This window comes from Streptomyces sp. MAI_2237, from assembly GCF_054189285.1.
The window spans coordinates 261,296-275,959 of sequence record NZ_JAJPGQ010000003.1 but is presented as its reverse complement, the minus strand read 5'-3'; the positions used below and the strand labels follow the sequence as shown (position 1 = coordinate 275,959).

Below are 14,664 nucleotides of genomic sequence, written 5' to 3'. Positions count from 1 at the left end.
CTTACTGCACCTCCATGTTCACCGCCACGAAGTCCGGCAGCTTCGTCGGCCGTCGTCGTCCTGCCCGGCGAGCACCAGGCCGCGCGACAACAGGGCTGGTGCACTCGGGACAGGGCGGAGCATCGTCGGGCCAGGGAGATCTATGCCGGGCGCGCCTGGATGGCTTGTGCCTGGACCGGCGCGATCGTCAGCGCGAGGCCCTGGCCCCGTCGGCTCTCGGCCGCTCCGGTCCGCAAGTGTTGCGGCCCGTGGGCGAGCAGCTCTGCCGAAGCCCGGGCCCTGGTTTGCGTACGACGATCACGGCGCCGTTCACCGTCCGTGAGACCGGTGCCGGCTCGTGCCGGTGGGCGTTGCCGGATCAGCCTGTTCCGCGCCCGCGTTCGGCCTCGACACCTCCAACAGCTTCTCGACCAGCCTGCGCGCCCCCGGACCGGGGCCCGCATCAGATCGGGCGCGCCTTGCTTTCGGCCCTCGCAGCCTGAGCGGTGCGCGGGTGAGCGGCTGCCATGTCCACCGAGTCCTCGTGCGGTCACCGCCCCGGTGACCTGTACGACGGCTGTGACGTGTCTCACCGGAACTCGCCCGCGCCGTACGTCAGTTCAAGACGTGACCACAGATATGCGAACGCGGGTACGGAACGGAGATCCGGATGCCTTCGCGGAACTCTTCGACGCGTGCGCCCGCACGGTGTACAACCACGCCTTCCGCCTGACCGCCGACTGGTCCGCGGCCGAGGACGTGATGTCGACGACCTTCATGGAGGCGTGGCGGCGCCGGGACTCGGTCGAGGCCGAAGGCGGTTCGCTGCGGCCGTGGCTGCTGGGCATCGCCACCAACGTCGCCCGCTCCCACCACCGCAGCAACCGCCGCTACCGCAACGCGGCGAGCGCCGCGGCCGCCGCGAACGCCGCCGAGGAACGGGTCGAGGACCACGCCGAGGAGACCGCCGGACGCCTGGACGACCGGCGCCGTATCAACGCCACGCTCGCCGTCCTCAGCCTGCTCAAGCGCCCCGAGCGCGAGGTCCTGACGCTGTGCCTGTGGGAGGGGATGGAGTACGCCGAGGCGGCCCGCGCCCTCGGTATCCCGGTCGGCACCGTCCGCTCCCGCCTCTCCCGCGCCCGCGCCCGGCTGCGCAAGCTCGCCGACGCGCAACTGCTCGGAGAAAAACGGGAACCCACCCGCACGAACCGGCAGATAACAGGTGATCGCGGATACGCGGTCCGGTCCGCACAGGAAGGAAACCGATGAACGCCAGCCCCTCCCACCGGCCCCACCCGGCCGAGTGGACGGAGACGCAGATTCTGCTGCCCTCCGCCGAGCGGGATCTGCCGGCGGGCCGCCACCAGTTCCACAAGGAGCAGATGATGGCCCGGATCCACGAAGACCTCCGCACCTCCTCCCGTACGTCCGCCACCTCCTCCCGGACGTCCGCCACCTCCTCCCGTACGTCCGCCACCTCTCCGGTCGCGCCCGTGAAGCACTCCAACCCGTTCCTGCGCCGTACGGTCCTCCTGCCCGCCGCGGCCTTCGCCCTGGCCGGCGCGGTCGCGGGCGGCCTCGCCCTCACCGGCGGCGGAACCGACGGCGGCAGGACCGCCCTGGCCACCGGCCCCGCACTGACCACCAGGATCGGCGTCGCCGACGCCAAGGGCGCCCCCCAGCTCCTCGAACGCATCTCCTTGGCCGCCGCCGACACCTCCGCGCCCGCCCCGCGCAAGGGCCAGTACATCTACATCGCCTCGAAGGTGGCCGACAGCTACATCAAGACCGACGGTGACAAGCGCGAGGCGGTCAGCAACGAGCTGCACTCCCGCCAGGTCTGGAACTCCCTCGACGGCAGGGACGGCTGGCTGATCGAGGCCGGCGAGACGAGCGACAAGGGCATCACCCTGAAGAGCGACACCCCGTTCAGCGGCGCCTACGACGCCCTGGCCGAGCTGCCCACCGACCCCGACACGCTTCTGCAGCGGATCTACCGTGCGTCGGACGCCGTCCGGGACCCCGAAGTCCCGCGCGACCAGGCCGCCTTCGTCGCGATCGGTGATCTGCTGACCGAGAGCTACCCGCCCGCCGATGTCGGCGCCGCCCTCTACAAGGCCGCGGCCAAGATCCCCGGCGTCATCGCGGTGGATGACGCGGTCGACGCCACGGGCCGGCACGGGGTCGCGATCGCGCGGCAGAACGACGGCGAGCGCACCGAGTGGATCTTCGACAAGAAGACCCTGCAGTTCCTCGGCGAGCGCACCGTGGTGGTCAGGGCCACGGCGGGCAATCCCCTCAAGGCCGGTACCGTCACGCACACCAGCGCGATCACCGAGCGCGCGGTCGTCGACGCCGCCAAGCAGGTCCCCGGGCAGGTGAGCTGAATGCGCGACAGAACCACGAGCGCCTCGCTGGCCGCCCTGCTGGTGGCGGGGCTGATGACGGGCGTCTCGATGGCGGCCACGGGCTCCGGCCTCGGCGTACGGACGCAGGACACCGCCACCGTCGCGGCGCCCGGCGGCTCCGCCCTCGGCGCACGGACCGCCGGCTCCGCCTTCGCGGCCGGCCGGTACGTCACCCTCCTCACCGGCGACCGGGTCCTGCTGGACGCCCGGGGCCGGGTGACGGGCGTACGGCGGGCACCGGGCCGTGAGCACGTCCCGGTGTCCGTGCGCGGCGTCGGGGGCGATCAGTACGTCGTTCCCGCCGACGCCGCCGCCCTGATCGGCCAAGGCGTCCTGGACATGCGGCTGTTCGACGTCAGCGGCCTGATACGCGCCGGCTACGACGACACCCGGCGCGGCACGCTCCCGCTGATCGTGTCGTACGAGGGCCCGTCCGCCCAGCGCAGGAGCACCCAGAAGTCACTGGTCGCGGACGCGGACGCCACCGTGCGCCGGGAGTTGCCCAGCGTGGCGGGCGCCGCGATCACCGTGCCCAAGGCCGGGACCGACGACATGTGGCAGGCCCTCACCGAGGAGCAGGGAGTCGCGCGGGTCTGGCTGGACGGCCGCTTCAAGGCGCCGGCGGACGAAGACGGCGCGAAGTCCGGGGAGGCGGCCGGGGAGGCGGGCGGCGGCGTCGCGCAGATCGGCGCCCCGGCCGCCTGGGCGGCCGGATACGACGGCAAGGGAGTCAAGGTCGCCGTCGTGGATACCGGCGTCGACACCACACACCCGGACCTCGCCTCGGCGGTGAAGGCCTCGAAGGACTTCACCGGCACCGGCAGCACCGACGACATGGCCGGCCACGGCACCCATGTGGCCGCGACGCTGGCGGGCTCGGGCGCACGGTCCGGCGGCCGGTACAAGGGCGTCGCGCCCGGTGCCGAGATCCTCAACGCCAAGGTGCTGGACGACAGCGGCGAGGGCAGTGACTCCAGCGTCATCGCCGGCCTGGAGTGGGCCGCCGGGCAGGGCGCCAAGGTGGCCAACCTCAGCCTGGGCCAGGCCGACACCCCGGGGCAGGACCCGGTCGAGGCGGCGGTGAACGCCCTCTCGAAGAGCACCGGCATGCTCACCGTCGCCGCGGCCGGCAACGAGGGCCCCGACGCGGGAACCGTCGACTCCCCGGGGGCCGCGGAGTCGGCGCTCACCGTGGGCGCCGTCGACGGCGAGGACCGGCTCGCCGACTTCTCCAGCACCGGCCCGACCGCCGACAGCGCGCTGAAACCGGACCTCACGGCGCCGGGCGTGGACATCGTCTCGGCGAGGGCGGCGCACGGCCACATGGGAGACCCGGCCGCCGACGGCTATGTCTCCATGTCCGGTACGTCGATGGCGACGCCGCATGCCGCGGGGGCGGCCGCGATCCTCGCCCAGCGGCACCCCGACTGGACCGGCGCACGGATCAAGCAGGCGCTCACCGCGTCCACCACCCCGACCACCGGCGCGACCGGCTACCAGCAGGGGACGGGCCGGGTCGACTTGTCCCGGGCACTGGAGGGGGCGGTGGCGAGCGAACAGACCTCCGTGTCCTTCGGCAAGCAGTTGTGGCCCCACACCGACGACCGGCCGGTCACCCAGCACATCACCTACCGCAACGACGGCGACCACCCCGTCACCCTGGACCTGACGGCCACCGCGACCGGCCCCGGAGGCAGCACGGCCCCCGAAGGCATGTTCACGCTGAGTACCACACAGCTCACCGTCCCGGCGGGCGGCACAGCCGACGTCGACCTCACCGCGGACACCCGCGTCGAGGCGGCGGACGGCGCCTACTCGGGCACGCTGGTCGCCACCGCGCGGAACGGCGCCGAACCCGCTGCCGTACGGACCGCCTTCGGCGTCGTACGCGAGGCCGAGGCATACGACCTCACCCTGAAGTTCCTCGACCGCGGCGGCAAGCCCGTGAGCGCTCCGCTGACCGAGATCCTCGGGTACTCGGGCACGTACTGGACCACGAACCTCGCGGACTCCGAGCAGATCTCCAAGGGCGTGTACCGGGTGCGGGTCCCGCGCGGCGACTACGTCGTCGACACCGTGATGGACGACGCCGGGGGCACCTCCGCGCTGGTCCGGCCGCGGCTCTCGCTGACCGGGGACACCACGGTCGTCTTCGACGCGCGCAAGGCGAAGCCGGTCCGGATCACCGCGCCGCAGGGCGCGAAGATGTCCGACGGCCAGCTCAACCTCGCCGTGGGCACCGGAGACACCGGGAGCGGACCGCACAACAGCACCCTGTTCTGGGGAACGTTCAAGAACCTGCGCACCGCGACCCTGGGACCGACCGCCCCGGCCGGGAGGCTCAGCACGCAGCTCGGCGGCCTGTGGCAGAAGGGCAGCACCACCTACCACCTGCTCCACAACCTGCCCGACCGCTTCCCCACCGGCTATCGGCACACCACGCGCATGAACGAACTGGCGCTGCTGAAGCGGAACTTCGGCTCGTCCGTCGCGCACCGCAAGGGCATCGTCAACGTCCTGTGGAGCAGCCCCACCCTGTCACTGGGCACGGTGAGCGACCCCTTCCCGCTGCCGACGACCGCGAAGATCTACGTCACCACGCCCAAGGGCTTCAAGTGGACGGCCAACCTGGGCCAGCGAAACGCCTCCGGAGACGACGACGTCTTCTACGGCACGGAGAGCGCGAGGCCGTACCAGGCGGGCCGGACCTACGCGGCCACGTACAACGTCGGTGTCTTCAGCCCGATCACCGGCGGCCCGTACGGCGCACGGCGCGACGGCGACACCCTGGACCTGTGCGTTCCCGACCTCGCCGACGGGAGCGGACACCCCGCCTTCTCCACAGCGAAACGCCACACCACGGTCACCGCGGACGGCAGCACCCTGCTCGACAACGACGGCGACCTCTGCCAGACCGTGGAGAAGCTCCCGTCCGTCCCGGCCCGCTACACGGTCCGAACGACCCTGACCCGCCCGCCGGGCGTGGCCACGACCACGAGCCGCCTGACAGCGGCCTGGACCTTCACGTCCAGCCCGTCCGACTCCGGCTCGCTGCCCCTCTCCACGGTCCGCTTCCACCCGAAGCTGACCCCGACCGGGACGGCCCCCGCAGGCCGCCGCACCACGATCCCCCTCTCCCTCCAGGGCCCGGCGGCCACCCACCTGAAATCCCTGACGGTGAAGGTCTCCTACGACGCTGGCAAGACCTGGTCCCCCGCCCCGGTGACCACCACCGACGGCAAAAAAACCCTCACCCTGACCCACCCGAAGAACGCCCGCTCGGTCTCCCTCAAATCCACCCTGACCGACACCACCGGCAACATCTACGCGGTGACGATCCTGAAGGCATACCTCCTGACCTGACGCGGTCCGGACACCCTCGACGCGGTCACGCCGCTGCCGACCGAGACACACGTCTTCGTCGATCCGCAGAGGCGTGCAACCGCGGCGGAGGGACGACTGGGGGAAGTCTCGGAGGCTGCGGCCACCCCCGAGCCCTCTGAAAAGGATCGGGCGGGCTCGTGGCGGCATGGATGTGGCACGGTGCCTGAAACGGCCAAGGGCCAGCCTTGGAGGAAACCCCTCCTGAGCTGGCCCTTCTGTCGGTGCCCCCGGCAGGATTCGAACCTGCGACACCCGCTTTAGGAGAGCGGTGCTCTATCCCCTGAGCTACGAAGGCGGGGCTTGTTCGAAACCTTGCACGGAACTCGATGGACGAGTCATGGCCAGGTCTCTTGATCAAGCCCTGAGCGACCTGGGCAGGTTGCCGTGGTGAAGAGGTGGGCTGAGCCCACCACGCACGCCACAGCGCCCGCCAGGGCGCTCGATCCACAGGGTACCGGATCAGGGCTCGGGCGGGCGCTGGTGTTGGGGGAGCTGGGCGGAGAGGTGGTCAGGCGGTGCGGCTCAGCAGGGCTGCTCCTGCCTGGTGGAGGGCACGGCTGGTCGCGTTCTGTGCGAGGACGAAGCCAAGGGTCAGGAGCTGCTGGGCCTCGACTCCGTAGGAGATGAGCCGCCCGTTCCACAAGGAGGCGTCGAGCTGTGCGTGGCCGGACTCCGCGTCGCTTCTGTAGGGGTAAACGAGCTGATGGGTGCGGGTGAACTCCGGGATCTGTTGCAGATGCTCGGCGCGGTGAAAGCCGCGTTCCTCGTCGCTCGCGCCGGGTGGGCGCTCGCCCTTTCGGCTTGTCGTTCCGATGGCGACTCTGTGCTCGTGGACGCCGCGACGACAGGGAATGGTCAGGACGTGGTACCAGCGGAAGGTTCGGAGTCCGCGTCGCTCCAGCCGCTTGATCGGCACCGGAACGAGTTCCGCGGTTCCGTCCGCGTAGTGAACCTTTTCCACGATGCGTCCGCCGGCCGCCCACAATTCGTGGATGCAGCGACCAGGGCGCAGTGATTCATAAAATTGCGGTTCGTTCCCTTTGTGTTGTTTGTTGATAATGAGGCCGCCGAACCGGGCTATCGCGTCCCGATGTACTCCGCGGATGGCGCCGTCGTAGAGGACACCCATACAGCCGGGGGCTGCGGACATGATGTCTATGACGCCCTTGACCGCTACGGCTGCCTCTCCGCCGGGGTGAAGGTGGGGCACGTAGCGCGAGTCCAGGAAGACCCGAGATAGGTAGTTCTCGTCTTTTCTAGCGGAGAAGAACACGTATTTCGGCCCGTACACCTCCGTGCCGCCGCCTTCGGTCTGCGCGACGGAGGCGGGGTCTACGCGGTGGTAACGGATTTCTCCGGTGGTCATATCCACGCTCTGGCTGGCCCGGGCCAGAGTCGGGGATTTCAGGACCGTGCCGTCGGCGGCTATCAGCTGGTGCCGCTGAGGGCTGCTCCACGACCGGGTCTCGTCCTCGGGGAAGATCCCCTGTTCAAGCGCCTGTTCGAGAGTCAGGCTTCGATACATGTCCCACAGGTCGTGCGAGTGCTCGCGTAGCCGTTGCTGGGCATGTAGCCACTGGGACCGAGTCGGCCCCGTCTCCGGAAGGAGGGCAGCCGCAGTGCGACCCAGTTCTGCGCGCACCCCGGCCCTGAGAATCGTCCACACCTCTGGGTCTTCGAGATGCGCGGCGGTGCGGCGAGCGGAGGCCAGCACACTGCGGGCCGCGAGGAAGAACAGGAAGGCGACATCGGGATAGCGGCGGGGCCTACCGACCCTCCCGGGCGGCGGGAGCGCCTCGGCCAACTCGTAGAGGTCTGGGTTGTGCGCACAGTCGACGAGACGCTCGTGAAGAGTACGGCGGTCTTTGTCGCTGAAGGCCCGCTTGCGTGGTTCGCGCTGGGCTGGCGGGAGGGCGTCACCGAAGATGTCCTCAGGCACTGGCGGCCCGTCCTTCAGCCGCGCGGTGCGCCCAGTCGTAGCCGACCAAATCGGCGGCTCGGTCCAGGGACCGTAGCCCGAGTCCGCGAGCGACGCTCTCGATCTTTCCGGTCTCGTCGAAGATCCGCACTGCGGCGTACGCGGTCAGAGAGGCCGGCTTCACCCTTGAATCAGCACCCAGGCCGATGCGGCGGATGAGGTCGGACAGCGCGACACAGGCCCGGGCCTGCAGCTGTTCGTCTGGTGCGGGGGCCGAGGAGACCGCGAGACGGGCGTTGGGCGCTGCGTCGGGGGTGCGCTGCTGCCGGGTGACGAAGGCGGCCCTGGCCTGGAGCACGCGCAGTGCCCATGGGTCGAGGGGGCACCAGCGTGGGTCAGTGCGGGTTGAACCGTGCATCCAGACGGCCACAGCGTCCTGGTCGAGGTCACGGACGCGGGCGTGGCCGATCTCGCCGGTATGGCCGCCCGAGAGGGCCAATGCTGCTGCTGCGGCATGCCGGCTGGGCCTGCTGACGTACTCAGCGGCGTGACGCAGGGCGATGGCCTCATCCTCGTCCAAGGGGCGGATCACGGTCTTGGTGCGTTCGGGCAGGCGGATATCCCGGGTAGGGTCAGCGTCGCTGAGGCCCAGTTCGCGAAGGGTCCGGTAGAAGGAGCGCAGGACGGCGCGGCGCTGGTGCAGCGTCGCGGTGGCCGATTCGCCGATCCGTCCGTGCCTGGTGCGCCCCTGGGCGAAGACGAAGTCTTCGGCGAAGTCGGGGGTAACGTCATCGACGAGGACGATTCCGCGGGCACGTGCGTAGTGTTCGTAGCGTTTCAATAGTTGCGCGAAGGAACGGCTGGTCTGGGGAGACATCTGTCCCTGAGCGGTCATGGCGGTCCAAAGGCTGACGGTCTGCTCGACGGCGTGCGCCAGCGTCACGTCCGCGGAGACGGTTGCGGGCATGCTGGGGCCGTCGGGCAGCGTTCGGTGGTGTCTGGGCGTACGCGAAAGCGGCATGGCGGCAACCTCCCAAGCTGGTGCAAGTTCACACCAGCCTCGGGAAGGTGGTCCGGAATGCGCAAACGCTCGCGCGCAAAAAGGTGACGACGGTGGACGCAGGTGCCGGGCTCGGCAGTGGGATGTCAGGCCCGTTGGCGGGAGAGTACGTCGTAGATCGTCGCTAGGGACCTCATGACCGCGCCGTAGTCCTCGGCGCTCAGGTGCAGAAGCTGATCCATGCTCAACGGGAGCACTAGTCCGAGCTGCGCGGAGGACGTATCGGGGGCAGGAGTCTGCGGTTCGTCGTCTTCCTCCCCGTGAGTCGCCTTTTCGGCGTCGGCGCTGGCCGCCTGGGACAGGCGCAGGTGTCCGTCGTCGTCACGCTCGACGTATCGCGCCAGCTCAAGCCAGTCGACCAGGTGCACCCATGGCGTCAGCTGGGAAGTCCGGTAGGGCCTCATGGCCTTGGCGATCTCGTCGGCGCTGAGCGCGACGCCCGGGTGAATGGAGTTGATCAGTAGCTGGTACACCCAGGAGTCGCGCCAGACCTCACCGAAGACGGTTCTGGCTGCCTCGCGGTTGGCGGTCCACAGCTGCCCGATGCGTACCCCGGAGACTGTGGGCGTCCAGCCGGCGGGGCCCGATGTCAGCAGGCCGGTATCGGTCAGGAAGCGCAAAGCGGGGGTGACGTCGCGTCGGTCCAAGCCGGTCTCCCGGACGAAGTCACGGATCTTGACTGCCGAGCGGCCGTTCGCGCATGTGGTGACCGCAGCGGCCAGGAGGTCCATCTGCCGGTCGGCCTGGATGTCGACGGGCGGCATGCGGTAGGAAACGGGTCTTGCACCACGGTCGCGTGGCGCGCTCCGGCTAGAGGAGCGTCCGGACGGTCCGGACGAGGAAGCGCTCATTCTGTGGGTCCTTGTTCCGTTGGTCGCCGTGAAGATCGGCGATTGTTTCGGAAAGGGCTCACGTCCGTCCGACCGAATGGCCTAGGCTGGCCGTCGGTGTGTGAACCCTTGTCTGGAGGCATACGCCAACGGCCGCCGTGGGCTCGCAACTTGCGGCGGCCGATCTGTGTTCTGTGCACCTTTACGGGTTCTGGGTGGCCTCCGTTCCCGCCACGGCGAGTGAGTATCTGGATTTGCCGTCACGCCGGAGCGTCCGGCTCTTGACGAGTTTGCTGAGGCGGGCCCGAACGCTGGAGGCGGAACTCTTCACGCCCAGCGCATCGACCCTCTGTGCGATCTCCAAAGGGGTCAAGCCACTGTTTGCCCGCAGCACGCGGAGGATGGCTTCCTCGATCGACAGCGCGTGGGTGCCGTTCGGCCCGTTGGAGGTATCGGCTTCTCTGTCGCCGGCGGTCGCACCCGGCGTCTCCCCGGTGTAGACCTGCAGGGCGCGCAGCGCTGCCATGCTGTCCGCGAGTCGCTTCTCAAGGTCCGCGAGTCGAGCTGCCGCTTCGTCACGCTCACGTCGAGCCGTTTCGACGCCCTTCCTCAACTCGACAGCTTGAGAACTGAGTTGGGTGAGGAAGTGATGCGTGGAGGCATCGATGTCGGTCACTGCCACCTCGCCCTTCCTTTCGCGCCAGCCATGGTGTCCATGATCTGCGGCGACAGCATAGACAACAACAACTCACCGTGTCTGCAAGTCTGTTGGATGCGCTCTCACTCACAGATGCGCTGCGGGTCGCCTGCTTCGGGTGCACCCGCGCTGACCAGCGGAGATGGACGCAAGCGCACCTGAAGTGCGCGTTGTGCTGCGGAGGGGACGCGCTCGGGGTGCGTCAGAGGAGCGCTCTCGGCGATGCGGCCATGGAGTATTCGGTGTGGGTCGCGAGCGTGCGGAGTGAGGCGAGGTGGGTTGGCCGAAGGCAGGACGGTCCTTGGTGGGCCGACGCTATTCGCCACCTCAACGTACGAGGATCTGGCGCATTTGGACTTGGGCAGAGGTGTCGGTGCACGAGACTAGTCTGGCTGGGCTGTAGACCGTCCTGGGGGGATCCTGAGCATGGCGTATGTGCAGCATCTGTCGGTACGGGTGCCCTGGCACGACAGCGGGTGGGGTGGCACGGTGTGCGAGGACCCGCTGGGCAACAGCTCCTGCATCCTGCTCAAGAAGGTCGGCGAGGACCGGGACGACATACTCGAAGCAGCGCATGCCGGCGAGCGGTTCGAGGCACTGGGTGCGGAGCCAGCCTGCCTTGCCGAGCGTGGCGGTTTCCTCAGCCCACGTGGGCACGTCTTGACGCGGAGGCATCCATACGGCCATACGGACGCCCTCAGAGCTGTGTCGGACACGCTGGTGGACGTCCCTCCGTTCTCCGCGCACGGCATTCCGTTCTACTGGCTCAATCGGGAGAATGCGGTCGAGGTAGCGGAGGAACAGTGCATCCTCGGCTTCTCCGAGGGAGCGGAGGACTTCGCCGTTGGCAAGCTCGGATTCCGGCCGAACTGGCTGCTACACGGGGACAACCAGCGAGCGGTCATCGAGGCCTTCTTCGAAAATGTGCGTTCCGAGCAGTCCTTGGTGTTCTTCTATCTGAAGCACTCACCCTTCGAGGCCCAGCCGCGGCGGATGCTGGTGGGTGCTGCATGTGTCGACTCACTGACGCTGCCAGGGCAGTGGAACGGGTCGGACAGAACCGCCTTTCCCAACCACATGTGGGAGACGATCATCCGGCACACTCTCAGACCTGACGGTGCCGGGGGGATCCTGCTGCCAGTCCAGGAGCTCGAGAGGCTCGCCGCACAAGGTCGGGATGTGAGCGTCGCGCTAGCCGTGGCTCCCGAGAGAAACAGGGAGTTCTCGTACGCCACCGAGCATGTGTCGCCCGATGTGGCGGTAGCCGCCCTACTGGAGCTGAAACGTGCTGCCCAGGCCGCCAGTGAGCTCGGCTGCTCCGTGGCGGAGCGGTCACGGCAGTGGCTGGACCGGCAGTTGGGCATGGCATGGCGGCGTCGTGGACCAGCACCCGGGCTGCCGGCGGTGCTCGGACGCCTCGGCTTCGAACATCCCGTCTTCACCGCCCGTGTCCTCGCATCCGTGGTGTCAGAAGGAGAAGACCCCTGGCCAGTGCTGCAACAGGCGCTCGAAGGCGCAGGCGGGCCAGAGGAGTTCCGTCGACTGGTGTCAGGCACCAGCCGAGGCATCTGGCAGCACGTGGACGAGGAGCGCCGACAGGCCCTGCGGCTGCTGAGCCGGTTCGACCTGACCAGGGACCAGCTCGATCGGGTGCTGGACCGGAAGACCGGCATCGAGCTCACCGACGATGAGTTGCTGGACAACCCCTATGACTTGGTGAACTGCACGGTGGACGACGGTGAGCCCATCCTCTTCGAAACCGTCGACCGGGGCTGCTTTCCCGACCAGGGGCTCGCCGAACGCTATCCGCTGCCGGTGACCGTGCCCCTGGACGGCCCCTTGGACCGGAGACGGGTCGAGGCCGCCCTCGTCACTGTGCTGCGGCACGCCGAGGATGAGGGCCATACGCTGCTTACCGTCGACGACGCCCTCTCCAGGATCGCCGAGCTCAACGTCGTACGGCCGCTGGATGTCACCGTGTCGGTGATGCAGGGGACCGAACTGGACCCCGGCTCGCTGGACGACGACCACGAGGTGAACTGGCCTCAACTGACCAGGACCGAACTCGCCGGCGGAGCCTTCGGATACAAGCTGCGGTCGGCGGTTCGACGCCGGGAATGGATCCGTGCTGTCGTACGCAGACTGCGCGGTGCCCCACGGCACACGGTGCCGGACGATCTGAACGCCACGCTCGACGCTGTGCTCGGGTCACCCCAGGGAACGGCCGAGGACCTGCAGGTCGAGCAGCGGGCACGCTTGGAGAAGGCCGCTGCGCTGCACGAGCTGTATCAGTCGCGGCTCACTGTCCTCAACGGCCCTGCGGGCACCGGTAAGACCACTCTGGTTAGGGCGCTGGCCCGGCGACCCGAGATTACAGCGGACGGCTTGCTGCTGCTCGCGCCGACCGGCAAGGCGCGGGTCCAGCTGGAGCAGAAGGCCGAGCACGAGGCGTATACGCTCGCCCAGTTCCTGAGCCGATCGCAGCGTTACGACGGACAGAACGCGCGCTATCTGCTCACCGGCGACCCCGGGACCAGGCAGCGGTACGGGACGGTCGTCGTCGACGAGGCCTCCATGCTCACCGAGGACATGTTCGCGGCGCTGCTGGACGCGCTGATTCTGCCTCAGCGACTCATCCTGGTCGGAGACCCACGCCAGTTGCCGCCCATCGGTTCGGGCCGCCCCTTCGTCGATTTGGAGCGCAGGGCGAGAGGGGAGCACGATCCGGCGCAATGGCCACGTGTCGCGCCCGGCTGGGCCGAGCTCACGATCCTGCGTCGGCAGCGCGGGAAGGAGGGTACCCGGGAGGACCTGCTGCTCGCCCGGTGGTTCAGCGGTGACGAGCTTATGGAAGGGGCCGACGAGGTCTGGGCACAGCTTCGGCGGGGGGACGCCCTACAGCATCTGCGGGCCGTCGCCTGGAACGGCCGGTCAGCGGCGCAAGTGCTCGACGACGTGTTGGAGGAGGAATTCAAGGTCAGCGGAGACGACAACGGACTGAGCTTCGCGAAGTCGTACGGGGCGATGGAGAAACCCGTCGGACCCCGGGTCTACCCGGACTTCCGCTCCGCCCCGGGGGAATGCGAGAAGTGGCAGGTGCTCTCCCCGGTTCGGGGCCGTGCGCACGGCACTGTCGAGCTCAACCGGCACCTCAAGCGTCGCCACCGCGGTCAGGCCCTCCAGCAGGCCCTGCACTACCGTGCGAAAGTGCCCAAGCCGCTCGGCGCGGAGCAGATCATTCTGGGGGACAAGGTCGTCAACACCCGCAACAAGCGGGCCAGGGGCGAGGTACCCGGAGTCTGGAAGCCGGAGCCGGGGTATGTGGCGAACGGCGAGATCGGCGTCGTCACCGGGAAGACGAAGTCGGGCGGGATGAAGTTCAGGCCCGCGGCTCATGTCGAGTTCTCCTCCCAGCTCGGCAGGTGGTTTCCGTACCGGGACGGCCGTGGCGACGAGGACCCGCCGTTGGAGCTGGCCTGGGCGCTCACCGTGCACAAGAGCCAGGGCAGTGAGTTCGGCACTGTGATCCTGATGCTGCCGGCGGCGGTGCAGGGCCTGTCCCGCGAACTGCTCTACACCGCCCTCACCCGGCAGACCGAGCGGGTGATTCTCTGCCACGAGGGCCCACTGGAGGATCTGCTGCTTCTGACTCGGGCGACTGGTTCCGACACCGCTCGCCGACTCACCGACCTGATGGTGCCCCCGTCTCCGCGGCAGATCGCCGGTCACGCAGGGGCCCCGTCGGTCCGGGTGGACTCCCGGCTGCTGCACATCAGCGCCAGCGGCGTACCGGTCCGCAGCAAGAACGAGGTCACCATCGCGGACATCCTCGACGACATCGCCCCCGGCGCATGGGTCTACGAGCAACCCCTGTACAACAGGGACGGCAGCGACCCCATGCCCCGCCGTCCCGACTTCACCATCAGCACCTACAGCGGTCGTACGGTCTACTGGGAACACCTCGGCATGCTCCATGACCCGAGCTACGCCTCTTCCTGGCAGAAAAAGCAGAAGTGGTACGCGGAGCAGGGCATCCTCCCCGCTGACGAGGGCGGCGGGCCGAACGGCACGCTGATGTGGACGAGCGACGAGAACGGCGTGGACGTGCCGGCATGGCGAGACAAGGCGCTGCGCGTCATCGGCCGCGACGAGATCTACCAGCCACCGCGCACGGCGAAGAAGAAGGCAACGGCACGTCGGTCTCCGAGGCGAGCGGTGGAGTAGGACGGATTCTGGCTGACGTCTCTGGGTCGCAGGTTCGAGGCTTGAGCAGGGGCCGAGGTCAACGCCTGGTCGTAGGACAGCCGCGCCCTCAGCAGGACGGACTCAGGCCTGATCGTCTTTGTCCGGCCGAATACCCCTGCGGGCGATGCAATCCCGGATGC

Annotated in this window: 8 protein-coding genes and 1 tRNA gene; 4 read left to right on the top strand and 5 right to left on the bottom strand. The window is 68.8% G+C overall.

From position 1 onward, the window contains the following. Nucleotides 1-606 precede the first annotated feature (606 nt). Genes LN251_RS11450 through LN251_RS11440 form a run of 3 tightly spaced genes read left to right on the top strand, consistent with a single transcriptional unit; the run spans nucleotide 607 to nucleotide 5,753 of the window. Nucleotides 607-1,251: an RNA polymerase sigma factor gene (locus LN251_RS11450; RefSeq protein ID WP_458244337.1), complete on the top strand. Its 645-nt coding sequence runs from the start codon at nucleotides 607-609 to the stop codon at nucleotides 1,249-1,251. Further along, on the top strand, nucleotides 1,248-2,369 hold the full coding sequence (locus tag LN251_RS11445) for a CU044_5270 family protein (RefSeq protein ID WP_458244336.1): 1,122 nt from the start codon (nucleotides 1,248-1,250) through the stop codon (nucleotides 2,367-2,369). Before LN251_RS11450 ends, LN251_RS11445 begins: the two co-directional genes overlap by 4 nt. Beyond that, nucleotides 2,370-5,753 (top strand): S8 family peptidase, encoded by a 3,384-nt coding sequence (locus LN251_RS11440; protein ID WP_458244335.1) that lies wholly within the window; start codon nucleotides 2,370-2,372, stop codon nucleotides 5,751-5,753. It begins immediately after the preceding gene. 243 nt (nucleotides 5,754-5,996) lie between these two features. Here the strand turns inward: LN251_RS11440 and LN251_RS11435 are convergent. The 5 genes from LN251_RS11435 to LN251_RS11415 all read right to left on the bottom strand — a co-directional run bounded on the left by LN251_RS11435 (nucleotide 5,997) and on the right by LN251_RS11415 (nucleotide 10,264). Beyond that, nucleotides 5,997-6,069: transfer RNA gene (locus tag LN251_RS11435), tRNA-Arg, on the bottom strand. A gap of 213 nt (nucleotides 6,070-6,282) precedes the next feature. Next, a complete protein-coding gene (locus LN251_RS11430) occupies nucleotides 6,283-7,713 on the bottom strand; it encodes a hypothetical protein (RefSeq protein WP_458244334.1) in 1,431 nt (476 codons plus the stop codon). Next, nucleotides 7,706-8,659 carry a site-specific integrase gene (locus LN251_RS11425; protein WP_458244333.1) on the bottom strand — a complete coding sequence of 318 codons (954 nt, stop codon included), beginning with the start codon at nucleotides 8,657-8,659 and terminating at the stop codon, nucleotides 7,706-7,708. Before LN251_RS11425 ends, LN251_RS11430 begins: the two co-directional genes overlap by 8 nt. Before the next feature lie 179 nt (nucleotides 8,660-8,838). Continuing rightward, nucleotides 8,839-9,516, bottom strand: a complete 678-nt coding sequence (locus LN251_RS11420) for a hypothetical protein (protein ID WP_458244332.1) — start codon at nucleotides 9,514-9,516, stop codon at nucleotides 8,839-8,841. 268 nt (nucleotides 9,517-9,784) lie between these two features. Further along, nucleotides 9,785-10,264 (bottom strand): hypothetical protein, encoded by a 480-nt coding sequence (locus LN251_RS11415; RefSeq protein ID WP_458244331.1) that lies wholly within the window; start codon nucleotides 10,262-10,264, stop codon nucleotides 9,785-9,787. Nucleotides 10,265-10,705: 441 nt separating this feature from the next. Between LN251_RS11415 and LN251_RS11410 the strand changes: the two genes are divergently transcribed. After that, nucleotides 10,706-14,503: an AAA family ATPase gene (locus tag LN251_RS11410; RefSeq protein WP_458244330.1), complete on the top strand. Its 3,798-nt coding sequence runs from the start codon at nucleotides 10,706-10,708 to the stop codon at nucleotides 14,501-14,503. The last annotated feature ends 161 nt before the right edge of the window (nucleotides 14,504-14,664 follow it).

What these genes read in the sequence shown, in the direction of transcription:
- LN251_RS11445 (WP_458244336.1), top strand. Translation starts at nt 1,248, where the DNA reads ATGAACGCCAGCCCCTCCCACCGGCCCCACCCGGCCGAGTGGACGGAG.
- LN251_RS11440 (WP_458244335.1), top strand. Translation starts at nt 2,370, where the DNA reads ATGCGCGACAGAACCACGAGCGCCTCGCTGGCCGCCCTGCTGGTGGCG.
- LN251_RS11425 (WP_458244333.1), bottom strand. Translation starts at nt 8,659, where the DNA reads ATGCCCGCAACCGTCTCCGCGGACGTGACGCTGGCGCACGCCGTCGAG.
- LN251_RS11420 (WP_458244332.1), bottom strand. Translation starts at nt 9,516, where the DNA reads ATGCCGCCCGTCGACATCCAGGCCGACCGGCAGATGGACCTCCTGGCC.
- LN251_RS11410 (WP_458244330.1), top strand. Translation starts at nt 10,706, where the DNA reads ATGGCGTATGTGCAGCATCTGTCGGTACGGGTGCCCTGGCACGACAGC.